At 36.2% G+C, this 17,589-nt stretch carries 20 protein-coding genes and 5 tRNA genes; 20 read left to right on the plus strand and 5 right to left on the minus strand.

Features of this window, described 5'->3' with window-relative positions:
- The first annotated feature begins 8 nt into the window (after positions 1–8).
- On the plus strand, positions 9–551 hold the full coding sequence (locus tag IJL02_RS06455; RefSeq protein WP_292813508.1) for a tRNA (cytidine(56)-2'-O)-methyltransferase: 543 nt from the start codon (positions 9–11) through the stop codon (positions 549–551).
- Here the strand turns inward: IJL02_RS06455 and IJL02_RS06460 are convergent.
- Positions 548–1,642, minus strand: coding sequence for a DUF763 domain-containing protein (locus IJL02_RS06460; protein ID WP_292813399.1), 1,095 nt, complete (start codon positions 1,640–1,642; stop codon positions 548–550). The two genes, IJL02_RS06455 and IJL02_RS06460, sit on opposite strands and share 4 nt — an antisense overlap.
- A 217-nt stretch (positions 1,643–1,859) precedes the next feature.
- On the opposite strand from IJL02_RS06460, the gene IJL02_RS06465 reads away from it, so the two are divergent.
- Positions 1,860–2,594 (plus strand): peptidylprolyl isomerase, encoded by a 735-nt coding sequence (locus IJL02_RS06465; RefSeq protein ID WP_292813403.1) that lies wholly within the window; start codon positions 1,860–1,862, stop codon positions 2,592–2,594.
- Positions 2,595–2,686: 92 nt separating this feature from the next.
- The gene (locus IJL02_RS06470; protein WP_292813407.1) at positions 2,687–3,262 is read left to right on the plus strand and encodes a sugar O-acetyltransferase; all 576 of its coding nucleotides are present in this window, start codon (positions 2,687–2,689) and stop codon (positions 3,260–3,262) included.
- 3 nt (positions 3,263–3,265) lie between these two features.
- Here IJL02_RS06470 and IJL02_RS06475 read toward each other — a convergent pair whose 3' ends face one another.
- Positions 3,266–3,757, minus strand: coding sequence for a fumarate hydratase C-terminal domain-containing protein (locus IJL02_RS06475; RefSeq protein ID WP_292813412.1), 492 nt, complete (start codon positions 3,755–3,757; stop codon positions 3,266–3,268).
- 135 nt (positions 3,758–3,892) lie between these two features.
- On the opposite strand from IJL02_RS06475, the gene IJL02_RS06480 reads away from it, so the two are divergent.
- From IJL02_RS06480 to IJL02_RS06505, 6 genes are read left to right on the plus strand one after another with little or no spacing between them, the layout of a single operon-like run.
- Positions 3,893–4,159 (plus strand): ferredoxin family protein, encoded by a 267-nt coding sequence (locus tag IJL02_RS06480; protein ID WP_292813415.1) that lies wholly within the window; start codon positions 3,893–3,895, stop codon positions 4,157–4,159.
- A gap of 8 nt (positions 4,160–4,167) precedes the next feature.
- The gene (locus tag IJL02_RS06485; RefSeq protein ID WP_292813418.1) at positions 4,168–5,289 is read left to right on the plus strand and encodes a 2-oxoacid:acceptor oxidoreductase subunit alpha; all 1,122 of its coding nucleotides are present in this window, start codon (positions 4,168–4,170) and stop codon (positions 5,287–5,289) included.
- Between the two features lies 1 nt (position 5,290).
- Complete coding sequence (locus IJL02_RS06490; RefSeq protein WP_292813421.1) at positions 5,291–6,154, plus strand: 2-oxoacid:ferredoxin oxidoreductase subunit beta; 864 nt, start codon at positions 5,291–5,293, stop codon at positions 6,152–6,154.
- A gap of 9 nt (positions 6,155–6,163) precedes the next feature.
- On the plus strand, positions 6,164–6,715 hold the full coding sequence (locus IJL02_RS06495) for a 2-oxoacid:ferredoxin oxidoreductase subunit gamma (RefSeq protein ID WP_292813424.1): 552 nt from the start codon (positions 6,164–6,166) through the stop codon (positions 6,713–6,715).
- A gap of 8 nt (positions 6,716–6,723) precedes the next feature.
- Positions 6,724–7,842, plus strand: coding sequence for an ADP-forming succinate--CoA ligase subunit beta (gene sucC / locus IJL02_RS06500; protein WP_292813429.1), 1,119 nt, complete (start codon positions 6,724–6,726; stop codon positions 7,840–7,842).
- The gene (locus IJL02_RS06505) at positions 7,843–8,505 is read left to right on the plus strand and encodes a flavodoxin family protein (RefSeq protein ID WP_292813435.1); all 663 of its coding nucleotides are present in this window, start codon (positions 7,843–7,845) and stop codon (positions 8,503–8,505) included. It abuts the gene before it with no gap.
- Here IJL02_RS06505 and twy1 read toward each other — a convergent pair.
- On the minus strand, positions 8,480–9,397 hold the full coding sequence (twy1, locus tag IJL02_RS06510) for a 4-demethylwyosine synthase TYW1 (RefSeq protein ID WP_292813441.1): 918 nt from the start codon (positions 9,395–9,397) through the stop codon (positions 8,480–8,482). The genes IJL02_RS06505 and twy1 overlap by 26 nt on opposite strands.
- A 131-nt stretch (positions 9,398–9,528) precedes the next feature.
- Between twy1 and IJL02_RS06515 the strand changes: the two genes are divergently transcribed.
- Genes IJL02_RS06515 through IJL02_RS06530 form a run of 4 tightly spaced genes read left to right on the plus strand, consistent with a single transcriptional unit; the run spans position 9,529 to position 13,219 of the window.
- Positions 9,529–10,395: a hypothetical protein gene (locus IJL02_RS06515; protein WP_292813445.1), complete on the plus strand. Its 867-nt coding sequence runs from the start codon at positions 9,529–9,531 to the stop codon at positions 10,393–10,395.
- A 1-nt stretch (position 10,396) separates the two neighbouring features.
- Positions 10,397–11,263: a site-specific DNA-methyltransferase gene (locus tag IJL02_RS06520; protein WP_292813450.1), complete on the plus strand. Its 867-nt coding sequence runs from the start codon at positions 10,397–10,399 to the stop codon at positions 11,261–11,263.
- Between the two features lie 58 nt (positions 11,264–11,321).
- On the plus strand, positions 11,322–11,990 hold the full coding sequence (tpiA, locus tag IJL02_RS06525) for a triose-phosphate isomerase (RefSeq protein ID WP_292813455.1): 669 nt from the start codon (positions 11,322–11,324) through the stop codon (positions 11,988–11,990).
- 14 nt (positions 11,991–12,004) lie between these two features.
- Positions 12,005–13,219 (plus strand): phosphoglycerate kinase, encoded by a 1,215-nt coding sequence (locus IJL02_RS06530; protein WP_292813461.1) that lies wholly within the window; start codon positions 12,005–12,007, stop codon positions 13,217–13,219.
- A 40-nt stretch (positions 13,220–13,259) separates the two neighbouring features.
- Here IJL02_RS06530 and thiE read toward each other — a convergent pair whose 3' ends face one another.
- Together thiE and thiM are read right to left on the minus strand one after the other, a co-directional pair.
- Positions 13,260–13,880 (minus strand): thiamine phosphate synthase, encoded by a 621-nt coding sequence (gene thiE, locus IJL02_RS06535; RefSeq protein ID WP_292813466.1) that lies wholly within the window; start codon positions 13,878–13,880, stop codon positions 13,260–13,262.
- Positions 13,877–14,740: a hydroxyethylthiazole kinase gene (gene thiM, locus IJL02_RS06540; protein WP_292813472.1), complete on the minus strand. Its 864-nt coding sequence runs from the start codon at positions 14,738–14,740 to the stop codon at positions 13,877–13,879. The genes thiE and thiM overlap by 4 nt, the downstream gene beginning before the upstream one ends.
- 128 nt (positions 14,741–14,868) lie before the next feature.
- On the opposite strand from thiM, the gene IJL02_RS06545 reads away from it, so the two are divergent.
- From IJL02_RS06545 to IJL02_RS06575, 7 genes are all read left to right on the plus strand, one after another.
- Positions 14,869–14,942, plus strand: a tRNA-Thr gene (locus IJL02_RS06545).
- A gap of 114 nt (positions 14,943–15,056) precedes the next feature.
- Positions 15,057–15,131, plus strand: a tRNA-Pro gene (locus IJL02_RS06550).
- Between the two features lie 6 nt (positions 15,132–15,137).
- Positions 15,138–15,211: transfer RNA gene (locus IJL02_RS06555), tRNA-Tyr, on the plus strand.
- Positions 15,212–15,342: 131 nt separating this feature from the next.
- Positions 15,343–15,414: transfer RNA gene (locus tag IJL02_RS06560), tRNA-Asp, on the plus strand.
- A gap of 32 nt (positions 15,415–15,446) precedes the next feature.
- Positions 15,447–15,520: transfer RNA gene (locus IJL02_RS06565), tRNA-Lys, on the plus strand.
- A gap of 43 nt (positions 15,521–15,563) precedes the next feature.
- A complete protein-coding gene (locus IJL02_RS06570; RefSeq protein WP_292813475.1) occupies positions 15,564–15,797 on the plus strand; it encodes a DNA-directed RNA polymerase subunit H in 234 nt (77 codons plus the stop codon).
- Between the two features lie 243 nt (positions 15,798–16,040).
- On the plus strand, positions 16,041–17,585 hold the full coding sequence (locus IJL02_RS06575; RefSeq protein WP_292813479.1) for a DNA-directed RNA polymerase subunit B'': 1,545 nt from the start codon (positions 16,041–16,043) through the stop codon (positions 17,583–17,585).
- The last annotated feature ends 4 nt before the right edge of the window (positions 17,586–17,589 follow it).

Raw genomic sequence — 17,589 nt, forward strand, 5'->3', positions numbered from 1 at the left:
TTAATGATATTATGAATGTTAATGTTTTAAGATTGGATCACAGATTAAAAAGAGATACTCGTATCACTACTCATGTTTGCTTAACTGCCCGTGCATTTGGAGCCAGCAAAATTTATCTTGCAGGTGAACGTGACAATAAGCTCATGGAAAACGTAAGGGATACCGCTTCAAGATTTGGCGGAAGTTTTGAAATTGAATACGCTGAAAGCTATATGGGAGTTATCAACAGGTGGAAAGCAGACGGAGGTAAAGTTGTACACCTGACAATGTACGGTTCTCAGGCTCATGAGATTGCACCTGAAGTTAGACAAGATGGTGCTGATATTCTGATTGTCGTTGGGGGAGCTAAAGTTCCAGGAAAAGTTTACAAGGCTGCTGACTGGAACGTGTCTGTTACAACACAGCCTCACTCTGAAGTATCCTCTCTTGCAGTATTCCAGCACTTGCTTATGGACGGTAAAGAGTTTGATCTTGAATTTGAAAATCCGGTTCTTGAAGTCATTCCGACAGCTCACGGAAAAAACGTTAACATACACGATGAAAACCGTTAGGAGATAAAATCATCCAATCTCTTAATTGCTTTTATTTTTTCTCTTTTTTCAATTTTAGCCTGGTCAAGGGCGTCTTTTATTGTTTGGATGGAGTTGTCATATACTTCCCTGTCAACAGGATATGGAAAACCGTCTTTTCCTCCATGGGTGAAGCTGTATTTAACGGGGTCTTTCCAGCTTGCAGGCTCTCCGTAAACCAAATCTGAAATTAAAGCTAAAGCCCTTATTTTTTTAGGTCCGATTCCCTGAAGCAATATTAACTCCTCGTAGTTTTCAGGCTGTATTTCCCATGCTTTTGTTAGGACTTCAAATTCCTTGTCTGAAATGTCCATGTCTAAAACGGGGTGATGGGCAGGCATTGTAAAATCTTCTAAAAGCATCTGATTGTCTTTTCTTTTAAAATATTGCCTTAAATGGTTTGGATTGTCATTGATTAAATCAACACTTATCTTTTGGGCTTCCTCACTTTCTTTTGAAGACATGTTCAAGGTGTTGGGCGTCTTTTTATCACATGAAATTCCGCTGTGGGGGTCGTTTAGGAGTTTTTCCACATCTGAGCCCAGCCAGTGATACCTTCTGGCATATTTGTTTTGGGTGTTCAAGCCTTGCTGAACGACAGCCCAATCTCCTTTTTCTGTAACGAAGAAGTTATGCTGATATAATGTATATCCGTCCTGAATGCAGGAATTGTCAATTTTTGCAGACAGTTTGCTTGTCTCAACTAATTTTTCCGTTGTTTTGGTTTTCAAGTTAAAGACATCTCCTGCGTGCTGGATTCCTTCAGGTGTTTTTCTGGATTTCGCACCTTTTCCTCCGGTTAAATAAACTCCATGCTCTTCTGGAGATAGTGATGCCTTAAGGGCACCGAGAGTTGTGGTGGTTGTCCCTGAAGAGTGCCAATCGAAACCTAATACGCATGAGAATGCCTGAAACCAGTAGGGATTTGAAATTCTGTTTAAAAATTCCGCTAAACTGTATTCTTCAATGATGACTGAAGCTAGCGCTCCGGATAGTTCAACCATTCTTGTAAATAGCCATCGTGGCGGATGTCCTCCATGGAGTGGTAGATTGACGGCACCTCTTCTTTGCATGATTTATAATTATATGTTTATAAATAATATAGCTTTTTAGAAAGAGCATTTGAGAAGTAATGGTGAAATTTTCTGTATTAATTTTTTTTATCAATACTCGTTTTTTTACATTCCATCTCATAATACAAAACTTTAATAAGTGATGGTTACTAAAACTATAAAATGTTATATTTATTAACAAATTATTTAATCAAAATTATTTAGGAGCGTAATTATTATGGCAATAGATAACGGAGATTTTGTTAGAGTAAATTTTACTGGTAAAGTTAAAGAAACTGATGAAGTATTTGATACTACTTATGATGAAATTGCACAAGAAGCAGGAATTTTCGATGAAAATAAAACTTACAAAGCAATTCCAATTGTTGTAGGTGGAAACCACTTATTACCTGCAATCGAAGAAGCAATCATCGGATTAAAAGAAGGTGAAACCAAACACATTGAAGTAGATTCTGACAATGCATTTGGTCCTCGTGATCCTAAAATGATACAGTTAGTGCCTATGAAAGAGTTCAAAAAACAAGGTATGACTCCTGTTCCAGGTATGAGAATTACTGCAGAAGGTTCAACTGGTAAAATCTTAACCGTAAACGGTGGAAGAGTAAAAGTTGACTTCAACCATGAATTAGCAGGTAAAGATTTAATTTACGATGTTGAAGTAACCGAAGTTATTGATGATGAAGAAGAAAAAATCAAAAGTATGATTGAGTTACACTACTCCAATCCTAATGTTGACATAGACAAAACCGAAATCAACATCGTTGATGGCGTTGCAAATATCAAATTGGATGAAATGGCTAAATTCGACCAACAATCTTACATGGACATTACCTTTGCAAGATTCAGAATAGCTAAAGACATTTGGGACAACATTGAAGAAATTACCAAAGTCAATTTCGTAGATGAATTCGAAAAAAGAGAAGAATCTTCAGATGAAGAAGACGAAGAATAGATTCTCTAAGTATGAGTTATTTACATAACTCTCTTTTCTTATTTTTTTTTAAAACATTAATTTGAAATACTATTTTTGATAAACCATCATTCATGTTAGAACTTAGTGAAATATTGGATATTTTCAATGAAGGCAAAACTTTAACAATGGATGAAGAGGCCGCTTTGACCTGCAATTACTATTCTCAGGAAGCGCAGAAAATCACCTGTGAGCTGAACTATAAATATCATGATTTTGATGAGATTCGAGAATTGTTCTCAAAATTAATCGGAAGTGAAGTCAGTGATGATTTCAGGGTTTTTCCACCATTTTTCACGGATTTTGGCAAAAACATTCATCTGGGCAAAAATGTCTTTATCAATTCAGGATGTAAATTTCAGGATCAGGGAGGCATTTACATTGGTGATAATGTGCTGATTGGCCACAATGTTGTTTTGGCCACATTAAATCATGAAGAAAATCCTAAAAAAAGAGGTAATCTTATTCCTTCTCCAATAAAAATAGGCAATGATGTCTGGATAGGTTCAAATGTCACAGTTGTTTCAGGCGTTACAATAGGAGATGGGGCTATTGTTGCTGCTGGAGCAGTCGTTACTCGTGATGTGGCTGAAAATACAGTTGTCGGCGGTGTTCCGGCACGTTATATCAGGGACATCAGTATGGATTGATTTCTAAATTTTTTCACAGTTATGTATTGCTACTATTGCCGGAATATCTTCAACTTTCAGCTCAAACATGGCTTCTATACCTTCATTTTCAAAAAGTATGCATTTTTTCTCTGAAACCTTGTTTGTAAGCAATGCCGCTACCGGAGGAGTTATTGCAAAAATGGAATTGCTTGCGTTTAAACAATCGGCAGTTTCATCGCTTAACATTCCTTTTCCAATATGGATTTTAACGCCATGTTCGCTTAAAAATGGGATTGTTGATTCAATTTCTTCTTTATTGCTGGTTGTAGGAGCAATTCCTGCCTCACTGAATGCAGTGTGCATAATTACAGTTCCATTCAAATCAAATGGAACTTCATCTTTCTTAACCAACTCAACCAATTGGGGCAGGGCTGCATCACGGCCGGTATAAATGGTTCCGGAAATTGAAATCTGGTCGCCTACATTAATGTCTTTTAAATCATCATCAGTAATTGGTGTAGTCAAATGAATCATATTTAGATATTTTATTTTAATTTTTAATAAATTTTTCAAATCTCACATGATTCTCATAAGATATTTAAATGTTTAATAACAGATATTATATACATTCTATATTTATTTATCATAAATATATTAGGAGATTTAAAATTGATTATTATTGATGAAAATTTGTGTAAAGGATGTCATCTTTGCTTATTCATGTGTTATCAGAATGTATATGCAATATCTCCGGACGTTAACAAAAAAGGAGTTCAGTTGCCTTTTGTTAAGTTTGAAGAAAGATGTACTAAATGCGGTACTTGTGAAGTTGCATGTCCTGACCAAGCTATTACTGTAGATTTGGCTGAAAATTGGTGGATGAAAGATGGAAATGATGTTAATTTCAATCCTAATTTCACAAAGGGGAAAAAGTAGGTGTTAAAATGGCTGAAGAATTTTTTATTCAAGGAAATGAAGCATGTGCTAAAGGAGCGATAGCTGCAGGTTGTAGGTTTTTTGCAGGTTATCCGATTACTCCATCTACTGAAGTTGCTGAAACTTTAGCTCGTGAGTTGCCTAAAGTTGGCGGTTCATTTGTACAAATGGAAGATGAAATTGCGTCAGCTGGAGCTATTATTGGTGGTTCTTGGGGAGGAGCTAAATCAATGACTGCAACATCTGGTCCGGGTATTTCTTTAATGCAGGAAAATATCGGTTATGCATTCATAAGTGAGACTCCTATCGTTATTGTTGATGTTCAACGTGGTTCTCCTTCAACAGCACAGCCGACCATGGCTGCACAGGGGGATATGATGCAGGCACGTTGGGGATCTCACGGGGATTATGAACCGATTGCATTATCTCCATCAAGCGTACAGGAATTCTTTGATTTTACAATTAAAGCATTTAATCTAGCTGAAGAGTACAGATGCCCTGTATTTGTCATGGCTGATGAAGTTATAGGGCACATGAGGGAAAAAATTGTAGTCAGTGACGATATTGAAATAGTTCCAAGAAAAAGACCTGAAATGAGCGATGATTACTTGCCGTTTGAAAATGTTGAAAACGGAACAACTCCAATGCCTGCTTTTGGTGACGGATTCAATATTCATGTAACCGGTCTTACTCACGATGAAAGAGGTTATCCTGACACTAACAATCCTGAAACTCATGATAAACTCATTCAAAGAATTTGTGATAAGGTTTTAAACAATAAAGATAAAATTTGCTCTGTTAAATCTGAAAACTGTGAAGATGCAGATGTGGTCATCGTTTCTTATGGTGCACCGGTAAGATCTGTTGTTGAAGCGGTTAACAGAAGCGATAAGAAAGTAGGTTATATTAAAATTGATACTCCATGGCCGTTTCCTGATGAGGAAGTTGCCCGCTTGACAGCAAACGCAAAGGATGTGCTGGTTGTTGAGATGAACCTGGGTCAAATGTATTATGAAGTTGACCGTGCATGTAAAAGAAATTCCAATGTTCATCTGATGGGTGTTATTGGAGGATTATTGCCTACTCCGGATGAAATATTAGAGCAAATTGATAGATTGGGAGGTAACTAAAATGACTGAACAAAAACAAAACAGATTTCTTCCTTATTTAAGAGAAGACAGATTACCTCATATTTTCTGTCCGGGCTGTGGAAATGGAGCAATTATCAACGCATTCCTTGCAGCTATGGAAAAGGCAGAAATGGATTTCGATAATATTGCAATGGTTTCCGGAATCGGTTGTTCTTCAAGAATTCCAGGATATTTAAAATGTGATTCTCTACACACCACTCACGGAAGAGCATTAAGCTTTGCAACTGGTTTGAAAACAGCAAATAAAGATTTGGATGTTGTTGTGTTTACTGGTGACGGTGATGCTGCATCAATCGGTGGTAATCACTTGATTCACGCTGCCAGAAGAAACATTAACTTGACTGTAATTTGTATTAACAATAATATTTACGGCATGACTGGGGGTCAAATCAGCCCTACATCTCCTAAAGGCAGTTTCGGAACAACAGCGCCATACGGTAATCAGGATGCTCCATTCAAATTAGCAGAACTTGTTGCAGCGGCAGGTGCTACTTATTCAGCAAGATGGACTACTGTTCAGATTGAAAACCTTGTTTTATCCATTAAAGACGGTTTGAAAAATCCTGGTTTTTCATTTATTGAAGTTGCAACTCAATGTCCAACTTACTTTGGCCGTAAAAACAAATTGAAAACTCCAACTGCAATGGCTGCGGTCATGAAAGCAAATACTGTGTTCAAATCTGCTGCAGACAGAATGAAACCTAAGGATTTGGAAGGCAAAATTGTCGTTGGGGAATTTGCAAATACTCAAAGAGATGAATTTACTCAAAACATTGATAAGATTAGTGTGGAAAAATTCGGTAAGAAGACCCTTATTAATTCCGCATATGAAGAGGAGCTGTAGGTGGATAAAATGAGAACTGAAATTAGAATCTGTGGATTTGGAGGTCAAGGAATTATTCTTGCAGGTATCATTTTAGGTAAATCTGCAAGTCTTTTCGATGGTAAAGAAGCCGTTCAAACCCAATCATATGGTCCTGAAGCTCGTGGAGGAGCTTCCAAATGTGAAGTTGTTATCAGTGACACTGAAGTGGATTATCCTAAAGTTCAAAGCCCTGATATTCTTGTGGCTATGTCTAATGAAGCTTTAATGAAATACATTGTGGATTTAAAGGATGATGGTACATTGATTGTTGATCCTGGAACAACTGATGTCGAAGATGTTAAAGAATTTATAGACGAGCATAATATTAAAGTTTATGAAGCTCCCGCTACACAGACCGCTACAGATGAAATCGGACTCAAGATTGTAGCTAATATTGTTATGGTTGGAGCTATTACAAAAATTACTAAAGTAATATCCAAAGAAGCTGCTATCAAAGCTATTGAAGTAAGTGTTCCTAAAGGAACTGAAAAGAAAAATATCAGCGCTTTTGAAGCAGGATACGCTTTAGTCGATGAATAGGTGTTAAAATGAGATTTTTTGAAAATGTGGCAAAACAAATTTTTAATGATGAAGGTATTCCAATTTTAGAGGGGCATGTTGCATACTCTCCTGAAGAAGCCATGACCATTTCTTCAGAGATGGATGTCCCTGTTGTTATTAAAGCACAAGTTTTAACTGGTGGTAGAGGTAAAGCTGGTGGTGTAAAATTTGCAGACCACCCTGGTGAAGCTTTAAGTGTTGCTGATGAAATTTTAGGAATGGAAATTAAGGGTGAACGTGTAAAACACCTTTTAATTGAAGAAAAAGCCGAAATTTTAAATGAATTTTTCGTAACCGTATCTGTAGACAGAGGCGCTAGAAGACCTGTTATTTTAGCAAGTAAAGAGGGCGGAGTCGAAATTGAAAACTTGGCTAAGACAAACCCTGAAAAAATTATCAGATATTATCCTAATCCTTTACTTGAATTTTTACCGTATGAGGCACGTGAAATTGCACGTAAAATGGGTGTTCCGTCCGAATTGATTTCCCCAATGGGAGATATGATCTGGAAATTATACAATGTGTTTACCAAATATGATGCAGATACTGCTGAGATTAATCCATTGGTTTTAACTCCTGACGGATTGATTGCTGCTGATGCAAAAATGGTTGTTGAAAACGATGCACTGTTCAGACATCAGGAGTTAGTTGAAAGAATGCACTATAAGAAAAAGGCAGTGGACTTTGTCCAATTGGATGGAGATATTGCTGTAATCGGTAATGGTGCAGGTTTAACATTAACTGCAATGGACATGATTAAGCTTAACGGTGGAGAACCGGCTACATTCCTTGATATTGGTGGTGGAGCTTCCGAACATATTATCAATCAGGCTTTAAACATTGTATTGAACTATGATCCTGTTAAAGTTGTATTTTTAAATGTTTTAGGTGGAATCACTAAGGCAGATGATGTTGCACGTGGTGTAATCAAAGCTTTAGAACAATCCAATCGCAAAATACATATTGTAATCAGACTGACCGGTACCAATGAGAAAGAAGGCCAAAGGCTTTTAGAAGAAGCCGGAATTCCTTATGAAACTTCAATGGAAAAGGCTGCACGTAAAGCTGTTGAGCTTTGTGAAGAGTTAAAGGCGGAAGGTAAATAAATGAAATTTTTTGCCATCAATGGTTCTCCAAGAAAAAACTGCAATACTGCTCAACTTCTTGACAAATCTTTGGAAGGGATTAAATCTGTATTTCCGGATGCTTCAACCGAGAGAATAGATTTATATGACTTTCCGTTTCACGGATGCAGGAGTTGCTTTGCATGTAAACGAGTTAATGGAAAACATTATGGCAGATGCGTTCAAAAAGACGATTTAAAACCTATTCTAGATAAGGTTGTTCAGGCTGACGGCGTCATTTTAGGCTCACCAATTTATTTTAGTGATGTGACAGGAAATATGAGGTGTTTTGAGGAAAGATTCATGTTTCCGTTCGTCGCATACAGCAAGACTGAAACAGTTGACCACAAAAAAATGCCGCTGGCTTGTATTTACACCATGAATGCTTCAGAAGAGATTTCTTATCAAATCGGTTATCATGACCTTCATGACCACTTTGAAATGGGCTTAAGCATGGTGTTTAGTAAACCTGAGCACCTTTATGTCTATGAAACATATCAGTTTAAAGATTATTCCAGATATGTTTCAGATGCTTTCGATGAAAAAGAAAGAAAGCTTTTAAGGGAAACTCAGTTTCCTAAAGATTTAGAAAATGCATTTGATTTGGGCAGAAAAATAGCTATTCGAGCAAAACAACACGACTGACTTCAGATTCATTTACTAACTCTTTACCGCACTCATCACCTATTTTTTTTGCAAATTCCTTCACTTCACTAAATGTAGGCATATTTTCTAAAGTCAAACGCTCACGTGATGAGCCGACACACATATATGCTTTTATTTCTACGAAATCTGGGTCTGCTTTTTTGATTAGTTTTGCATATTCTTCAGGTTTTTCCATGTTTTTTCCACGAACACAGGTATTTCGTATACATGTGCGTGAGTTAAAACTGGCTAATGTTTCAAGTGATTCATTTAAATTGTTCCATGCATCATTTATTCTAGGTCTGCAGACGTCATTAAATATTTTAGCGTTAGGCGCATCCAAGGAAAGGTATAGTTGGTATGGATCGTTTTCGAGATTGCGTAATCTTTCAACACACTGGCCGTTACTGACTACAAATGTTGTAAAGTCTCTTCGGTTAAACTCGCCTATCAGTTCATCAATTTTGGGGTAAAGGGTCGGTTCGCCTGCAAGGGAAATTGCGGCGTTGGTTGGATTTTTCATTTCTTCTAATTTTGTTTTATTTGCTCTGTCATTTCCATAAAATCCGCAAAGTAGATTGTTTTGAGCTTTAATTGCTTCATCGATTATTGTTTTTGGGTCATCATATTCCTCATCTTCCCAACTGGTTTGGGTGTAGGTCAAATCCCTCCAGCAGAATTCACATTCCTGCTGACAGTTTGGAACCGCCGGAGACATCTGGAGACATCTGTGGGATTTGATTCCATAGAACTTTTCCTTATAGCATACTCCCTTATTGGTAATACTTTGGCGTGTCCAATGGCAAATCTTAACTGCCGCATGTCCGTGTGTTCCGACAAATCGATATCCACTCTTTTCTAGTTTTTCTATTTGGCTTTCATTGAATGACATAAAATCAGTTTTATGTTTAGATTTGCTAATATATACATTTTTACAAGGTCAACTTAATTTTACTAATATTGAACAATATTGCATTTATTTTAATAAATATATTTATATGTTTAATAATTATAGGATTATTCATGAAATTATGGAATAAATCTCAAGAAAAATTATTTTTTATTAAGTCTAGAAGTTTCGCATCTCCAGAGCAGCTGTTCTATAAAACCGATGATGGGAGATATCTGGCATATTGGCCAAAAAGATACAGGGGAAGAAAATCCACACTTCAAGCTAGAAATTCCCTTATTGGAAATTTCACGGAAAAATGGGTAGCTGACCTGTTCACATCTCTGATAGGTGATGAGTTGTGTGTTGTCCAGCAGGCAAGAATTCCTTCTCTTGGAATAACTTCAAGTTCGCCGGCAGATATTGTGGTTGCAACTGAAGATAAAAAGATTTTAAAGGCATCGCAGGTAAAACTAATATGTGAAGTAAAAATGTCATTGGTGTGGAATTGGGAATATAAACCTGGCCTTGATAATGTATTTGAAGCCGGTGATTATAGGTCTCATCAGGGAAAACCAAGTTTCACACGTTCCGATTCGGTCCTGAAGGCTATTGGAAAATGTATTGACGTTCGTGTTTCAAATTTTGAATCTGTTAAGATACCTATTATTGTCATTGGAAATGCTCCTTTGTCAAATGGGTTTTCTAAAAAGGCAGATTACTTAAAGCATTCCGGTTTGATTCAGGGTTTCTGGTCATTGAATCCTTTTCCGCTAAATCATGGAAATACTCGAAAGACCACTCCCAAGAAAGGTTTTATCAGATTTGACAATACGGATGAGCTGAAAATACATTTGAATAATCTATTCAGCAGTGATTTGAATTTCTTTTCGGGAATGGAAAGTCCAAGAAATTTAGGCAAGTTAATTGAAATAGCTAATCAGGAGGAGACATATGAAAATAAAGGTTTAAAATTTTTAAACCTTCTAAAGAGGTCTTAATGTGGTTAGAAAAACTCAAACTTCTTCATTCGGTTCGGTTTTAAGAGAATCTCACAGTTCAAAAAAATTTTACAGTGCAAAATTATTCGAAGATTTTAAAATTCCTAAAAAGATAGATTTTAAGGAATCAAAAATTGATGAAAAACAGTTAAACAGATTATACTGCAAATCCAGTGAAAACATGGATGAAATACCTGATAACAGCGTCCATTTAATGATTACCTCTCCACCATACAATGTGGGAAAGGAATATGATGATGATTTGTCTTTGGACGAATATCTGGAACTTTTGACATCTGTTTTTCATGAATCATATAAGAAACTGGTCACCGGCGGCAGAGCATGCATCAACATTGCAAATGTCGGCAGAAAACCGTATATTCCGCTTCATGCCATGATAATTGAGATAATGCTTGATTTGGGTTTTCTGATGCGCGGTGAAATAATCTGGGATAAGTCTGCCAGTGCCGGAGGGTCCTGTGCATGGGGAAGCTGGATGTCAGCTTCAAATCCTGTGCTCAGGGATTATCACGAATACATTCTTGTTTTTTCAAAGAAATCCTATTCCAAAAATAAAGCTCAGGAGAAAAAGGATACAATCGAAAAGGATGATTTTATCAAATGGACACAAAGCATATGGACATTTCCGGCAGTAAATGCCAAAAGAATTGGCCATCCTGCACCATTTCCTGTTGAACTTCCCCATAGGTTAATAAACTTATATTCCTATGAGGGGGATGTTGTTCTTGACCCGTTCTGCGGCAGCGGGACAACTTGCATTGCAGCTATTCAAAACAAGAGAAATTATATCGGTTATGATATTAACGAGAAATATATTGAACTTGCAAAAAATAGAATTAAATCATAAATTTATTTAATAATGTTAACCAAATATTATAATAATAAAATTATTTCGTGGGATTATTATGGATACACCAATAGTGATATTGAATTATAAAACATATTTGGAATCAAGTGGTTTAAAAGCTTTGGAACTTGCACATGATTTGGAAAGTGCTGCAAGCGAATCCGGAATCACTATGGTTGCAGCTCCTCAGGCTGCAGATATTTACAGGATAAGCCAAGAAGCTTCTCTTCCAATTTATGCTCAACACATTGATCCAATTTCTCCAGGCGGACACACAGGTTCTAATTTAATAGATACTTTAATTGATGCGGGAGTAAGCGGTTCATTGATTAACCATTCTGAAAACAGGATGAAACTGGCAGACATTGATGAAGTTATAAAATTATGCAAACAGCATGAAATTGAATCTTGCGTTTGTACAAATAACATTGAAACTTCAAAAGCTGTTGCCACTCTTGCTCCAACTGCAGTAGCTGTTGAACCTCCTGAACTGATAGGAACTGGAATTCCAGTATCTCAGGCACAACCTGAAGTTGTTGAAGATACAGTTAAAGAGGTTAAAGCTATTAACAAGGATATTAAAGTATTGTGCGGTGCCGGAATCACTACTGGTGATGATATGAAAGCAGCTATGGATTTGGGTGCTGATGGAGTATTGCTTGCATCAGGAATTATTAAGGCTGAAAGTCCAAAGGATGCTTTACTTGATTTGGTAAGTAAATTATAATTATGAGTGAGAAAATGGCTGATTTTAATACAATTGATGATTTTGACATAGAAAACAAAACTGTGCTTGTGAGAGTAGATATTAATGCTCCGGTAGATCCAAGTTCAGGAATTATTCTGGATGATACAAGACTGAAATTACATGCAAGAACAATTAAAGAACTGTCCAATAAAGGTGCTAAAGTTGTAATTCTTGCTCATCAAAGCCGTCCTGGTAAAAAGGATTTCACAACTTTATCTCAACATGCAGATGCATTGTCTGATATTTTAAATTTAAGAGTAAAATACGTCGATTCATTATTTTCAAGTTCTGCTAAAGAAGCTATCCGTAATTTAAAACCTCATGAAATTTTATTGCTTGAAAATGCACGTTTTTTCTCAGAAGAGACTTTATCAAGAACCCCGCAAGAACAGTCTAAAACATTGCTTGTGAGACATTTGTCTCCATTGGTTGATTATTATGTAAATGATGCGTTTGCAGCAGCTCACAGGTCTCAGGCATCATTGGTTGGTTTTACAGTAAACACCCCTTCCGCTGCAGGTCGTGTAATGGAGGAGGAGTTGACTGTCATTCAAAACGCATTGGATAATGTAGAACATCCATGTGTATTTTTACTTGGTGGAATGAAGCCTGATGATTCAATTGATGTTATGGAAAATGTATTGAGCAATGGTACAGCAGATTCCATTTTAACAACAGGTATTGTTGGAAATATAGTTTTATGGGCTTCAGGTGCAGATATTGGTCAGGTCAATAGGGATTTCATAGCAAGTAAAGGATATGAAGATATGGTTGAAAAATCAAGAGATTTAATCGAAAGATTTGGCGATAAAGTCAAGTATCCTATCGATGTTGCTTGTGAAATCGATGGTGAAAGAGTTGACATTGACTCTAATGAAATACCAAACGAAGCAATTTTTGATATTGGTATTAAAACTATTGCATATTATGCAAAAGAAATCAGAGACGCTAAATATATCTTTGCAAACGGTCCTGCAGGTGTGTTTGAAGATCCTAAATTTGCAATGGGTACAGAAGATTTAATTAATGCAATGGCTACTTCCAATGGATTTACACTTATTGGTGGTGGACATATTGCAGCTGCTACTGCTGGTCTTGGATTGGAAGATCAAATGAGTCACTTAAGCAGTGGTGGTGGAGCTTGTATCAGTATGCTTGCCGGTAAACAACTGGCTGCTGTTGAAGCTTTAAAAAATAGTAAAAAATAATTTTTTTACTTTCATTCTTTTTTTTAAATAAAAATAAAAATTAGCTATTAAATATTTCTAATAGCTTTTCAGATGATTTTTTAGGATTATCAGAACTCATTATTGCACTTACAACGGATAATCCGGATATTCCAGTATCTTTCAGTTCAATAGCATTTTCTAAGGTTATGCCTCCAATCGCCACAACTGGAATGTCAATAGATTCAACTATTTCTTTTAATTGCTGTTTTGTTACTGAATCTGCATCTTTTTTGGTTTGTGTTGGAAATACTGCTCCGGTTCCAATATAATCAGCACCATCTCTTTGAGCTTTTTTCGCTTCCTCAATGGTGGCCGCTGAAACGCCAAGTATCTTATCCTCACCAATCAATCTTCTTGTAACGTTGCAGGGCATGTCTGATTGTCCGACATGAACTCCATCAGCATCAATGGCCAGTGCAACATCGACCCTGTCATTGATAATTAAAGGCACGTTGTATTTGGTAGTTATTTCTTTAACTTTAAGTGCTAAGTTATAGAAATCCAGTGTATCTGCAGTTTTTTCTCTGATTTGAACTACACTGACTCCGCCTTTTATTCCTTCTTCAATTGTCTTTAAAAATTTCTCCACGTCATCGCTGTTGTCGGTGACGAGGTATAGTGATAAATCTATGTTATTCATAATATCTGGATGTTTGATTCATTAACTAAGCTTTCGGCATTAGTTTTGTAAAGGTAATCAATTAAATATGCTCTAAATGAGCCGGTTCCTTCATCTCTTTCATCAACTTTGGCTCTTGCTTTTTCTCCGGCAATGTTCATTGCAAGGATTGCAACAAGACTTCCTTCTAGGGGTGTTGAACCTCCAATGCAGCTTCCAACGATTGAGGATAACATGCATCCGCTGCCTGTGATTAATGGCATCATATCATCTCCATTATCAATGGCAATTGTAGTTTCTCCATCGCTTAATATGTCTATTGGGCCGCTGGCAAGGATGGTTGTTTCTAGTTTTGATGCAAGTTCTTTAATGATTTCTCCATTTGCTTTTAAGTTTTCTTCAGTGATTATGTCATCAAGGTTTACATCAACGCCTTTGGCTGCGTTATTTTCATCAATAATTCCTTTTAATTTTGCTATAGCTTTTATTTCACTGATATTTCCGCGAATAGCAGTAATTTTATAATTATCAATTAAATTTAATGTGGTTTCATTTCTGAGTTTTGTTACCCCAACTCCAACTGGATCAAGGATTATTGGAGTATTGGTTTTGTTTGCAGTTTCTGCACTTACTTTCATGGCTTCCACTTGGTCGTTACTTAATTTTCCGATGTTTATTACTAATGCATCGGCTATTGTGACAACTTCTTCCAATTCTTCCACGTCTTCTGCCATGAATGGAGATCCGCCTATTGCAAGAACTGCATTTGCACAGTCGTTGATGGTTACTGAATTTGTTATACAGTGAGTTAATGGATTTTTTAATCTAATTTCTTCTAAATTTTTTTCAACTTTGTCTAAAATTTCAGTCTCATTTATCATGATTATTAATTATAAATTATATTATATTTATATCTTTAGTGCATAATTTACAAAAAGAGGTTGTTTATAGTAAAGTATTTAAATGACCTTTAATATAGTGTATAGTGTTCTATAATATTAACAATATTGCCTCGGTGGCTCAGTCTGGTAGAGCGCGAGACTTGTAATCTCGTGGTCGCGGGTTCAATTCCCGTCCGGGGCTTTATTTTATATTGTTAATTTTGAATTTTTGTTATTTTGTTCAAATTATAGTAACATTTATATACATGTTAATTTATATTATAATTAGTATGTCATCTACATACTTATTGTATGTGGGTCCGTAGGGTAGCTTGGTCGATCCTTTGGGCTTTGGGAGCCTGAGACTCCGGTTCAAATCCGGGCGGACCCATCTTTACCCGCCTTAGCTCAATTTGGCAGAGCGTTGGACTGTAGATCCAAATGTTGCTGGTTCAAGTCCGGCAGGCGGGATTTCAATTTATTTATAATTTTTCGCATATGATTTTTGGTGAAATCTATACTTTTTCCAAAAGGTTTATATATGATGAAAATTATAGTAATTGGTAGTGTATTATTGCACATATACTATTTAAGTTTTGGTTGCCCTGGTGGTGTAGGGGCTATCATGTGGGCCTGTCGAGCCCGCGACTCGGGTTCAAATCCCGGCCAGGGCGCTTCAAGTTCTTAGGTAGTATGTAAGTCATTTAGGCCTGTAGCTCAGTCTGGCAGAGCGCTTGGCTTTTAACCAAGCGGCCGCGGGTTCAATTCCCGTCAGGCCTGTTTCTAATTTTATATTTTAACTTTTCTATCTGGAGGAAAAAATTTGAAAATAGATATTCAAGACCATATGCTCGTACCAAAGCATGAAATCATGACTGAAGAAGAAATTTCTGAAGAATTTAGTGATGTCGATTATGATTTTAGAGATCTCCCTAAGATTAGGGCAGATGATCCTGTTGTTGAAGCTATTGATGCTAAACCGGGTAATGTGTTGAGAATTACTCGTCAAAGTGAAACAGCTGGAGAGTTCATTACTTATAGAATTGTTGAAGGATAATATTAGTTTTTAATATAATCTTAGAAAGTAAATTTAATATAGTATAATTTCTGTATTTTTTTTGTTTTTAGAAATTCATTATAATAAATTTGAACTTAGTTTGAGAGGAATTATCTTAAATGGAGATAGTTATGAGTAAATTAAGAATAATGATTAAATGAATTAGTTATTAGGTTTAATCCTATCTGTTATTTTTTATTTATTTATTATTTTTATTGCGTTACGTAATGCTGGAGGATGTCCATGACAGAGAATAACTGGAAATTAGTTGATGCATTTTTTGATAAGTATGATTTGGTTGATCATCATATTAAATCATACAACGATTTTGTAAATAATAGGATTCAAAATATTATAGATATTACTGAACCTATTACATTAGATGATGGAAAATACACTTTAAAAACTGGTAAAGTACGTATTGAAAAACCATCTAATAAAGAAGCAGACGGGTCCAGTAGCGAAATTGACCCGACTGAAGCAAGGCTTAGGAACTTGAATTATTCCGCAGACATGTACCTTGAAATGGCATTGAATGAAGAAGGCGAAGACAATCCTTTAGAAGAAGTATATATTGGTGAATTGCCAGTAATGCTTAAATCAGATATTTGCCATCTTAACGGTCTCAGCGATGAAGAATTAATTGAAAAACATGAAGACCCTCAGGATTTAGGAGGTTACTTCATTGTAAACGGTTCCGAAAGAGCTGTTGTAACTATGGAGGAAATTGCTCCAAATAAAATTATTCTTGAACGTTTAGGTGAAGTTGAAGAAAGACATGCAAAAGCTGTTGTAACTTCAATTAAAAGTGGTTTCAGAGCAAGAATTACTTTGGAATACAAAAAACCTCGTAAAAATGGAGTATTTTTAAGAATTTCTTTCCCATATCTTCCGGGCGAAATTCCATTAGTTATATTACTTAGAGCTCTTGGTTTAGCTACAGATGAAGAGATTATTACAGCAATTTCAGATGATAATAACTTCCAAATGATGATAGCGGACGATATTCAGGTCTCACTTGAAGCATTAAAATTAGACCAGAATGAAATGGATGGCATGTCTCTTGAAGAAAGAAGAGAATATATGCAAAATGCTGCTATCAAATACATCGGTAATAGGGTAGCTAAAAACATGCCTAAAGATTATCGTATTAAACGTGCAACAGATGTTGTAAACCGTTATTTATTACCTCATATGGGTACTGAACAAGAAAAATGTTACGATAAAGCTATTTACTTAGCAGAAATGACTGAAATGTTACTTGAAGTTATTGAGGAAAAAAGAGAACCTCACGACAAGGACCACTATACCAATAAAAGACTCAGGGTTTCCGGTGACTTGATGGAAGATTTATTCAGAGTAGCTTTCACCAATTTAACTAGAGATATGAGCTACCAACTTGAAAGAAGCCTTTCAAGAGGTAAGGAACTTTCCATTAAACAGGCAGTTCGTAGTGATGTTTTAACTGAAAACATTAAACACGCTATTGCTACCGGTAATTGGGTAGGCGGAAGAGCTGGTGTAAGTCAGCTATTGGACAGAACCAGTTACATGGGAACACTTTCTCATTTAAGACGTGTTGTATCTCCATTGACAAGAAGCCAACCTCACTTTGAAGCAAGAGATTTGCACCCAACACAATTCGGTAAGATTTGTCCTAACGAAACTCCGGAAGGACCTAACTGTGGTCTGGTAAAGAACTTAGCTTTGATGTGTAATATTTCAGAAGGTTCTGATGATCAAGATATTATTAATGTTATTGAAAAAATGGATGTAGAGTTGATTTAAGGGG

It is taken from the genome of Methanobrevibacter sp. (assembly GCF_017427765.1).
In the GTDB taxonomy this organism is placed as follows: domain Archaea; phylum Methanobacteriota; class Methanobacteria; order Methanobacteriales; family Methanobacteriaceae; genus Methanocatella.

What these genes read in the sequence shown, in the direction of transcription:
- IJL02_RS06465 (WP_292813403.1), top strand. Translation starts at nt 1,860, where the DNA reads ATGGCAATAGATAACGGAGATTTTGTTAGAGTAAATTTTACTGGTAAA.
- IJL02_RS06485 (WP_292813418.1), top strand. Translation starts at nt 4,168, where the DNA reads ATGGCTGAAGAATTTTTTATTCAAGGAAATGAAGCATGTGCTAAAGGA.
- tpiA (WP_292813455.1), top strand. Translation starts at nt 11,322, where the DNA reads ATGGATACACCAATAGTGATATTGAATTATAAAACATATTTGGAATCA.
- IJL02_RS06475 (WP_292813412.1), bottom strand. Translation starts at nt 3,757, where the DNA reads ATGATTCATTTGACTACACCAATTACTGATGATGATTTAAAAGACATT.
- IJL02_RS06575 (WP_292813479.1), top strand. Translation starts at nt 16,041, where the DNA reads ATGACAGAGAATAACTGGAAATTAGTTGATGCATTTTTTGATAAGTAT.
- thiE (WP_292813466.1), bottom strand. Translation starts at nt 13,880, where the DNA reads ATGAATAACATAGATTTATCACTATACCTCGTCACCGACAACAGCGAT.
- IJL02_RS06460 (WP_292813399.1), bottom strand. Translation starts at nt 1,642, where the DNA reads ATGCAAAGAAGAGGTGCCGTCAATCTACCACTCCATGGAGGACATCCG.
- sucC (WP_292813429.1), top strand. Translation starts at nt 6,724, where the DNA reads ATGAGATTTTTTGAAAATGTGGCAAAACAAATTTTTAATGATGAAGGT.
- IJL02_RS06530 (WP_292813461.1), top strand. Translation starts at nt 12,005, where the DNA reads ATGGCTGATTTTAATACAATTGATGATTTTGACATAGAAAACAAAACT.
- twy1 (WP_292813441.1), bottom strand. Translation starts at nt 9,397, where the DNA reads ATGTCATTCAATGAAAGCCAAATAGAAAAACTAGAAAAGAGTGGATAT.
- IJL02_RS06470 (WP_292813407.1), top strand. Translation starts at nt 2,687, where the DNA reads ATGTTAGAACTTAGTGAAATATTGGATATTTTCAATGAAGGCAAAACT.
- IJL02_RS06515 (WP_292813445.1), top strand. Translation starts at nt 9,529, where the DNA reads ATGAAATTATGGAATAAATCTCAAGAAAAATTATTTTTTATTAAGTCT.
- IJL02_RS06490 (WP_292813421.1), top strand. Translation starts at nt 5,291, where the DNA reads ATGACTGAACAAAAACAAAACAGATTTCTTCCTTATTTAAGAGAAGAC.
- thiM (WP_292813472.1), bottom strand. Translation starts at nt 14,740, where the DNA reads ATGATAAATGAGACTGAAATTTTAGACAAAGTTGAAAAAAATTTAGAA.
- IJL02_RS06495 (WP_292813424.1), top strand. Translation starts at nt 6,164, where the DNA reads ATGAGAACTGAAATTAGAATCTGTGGATTTGGAGGTCAAGGAATTATT.
- IJL02_RS06505 (WP_292813435.1), top strand. Translation starts at nt 7,843, where the DNA reads ATGAAATTTTTTGCCATCAATGGTTCTCCAAGAAAAAACTGCAATACT.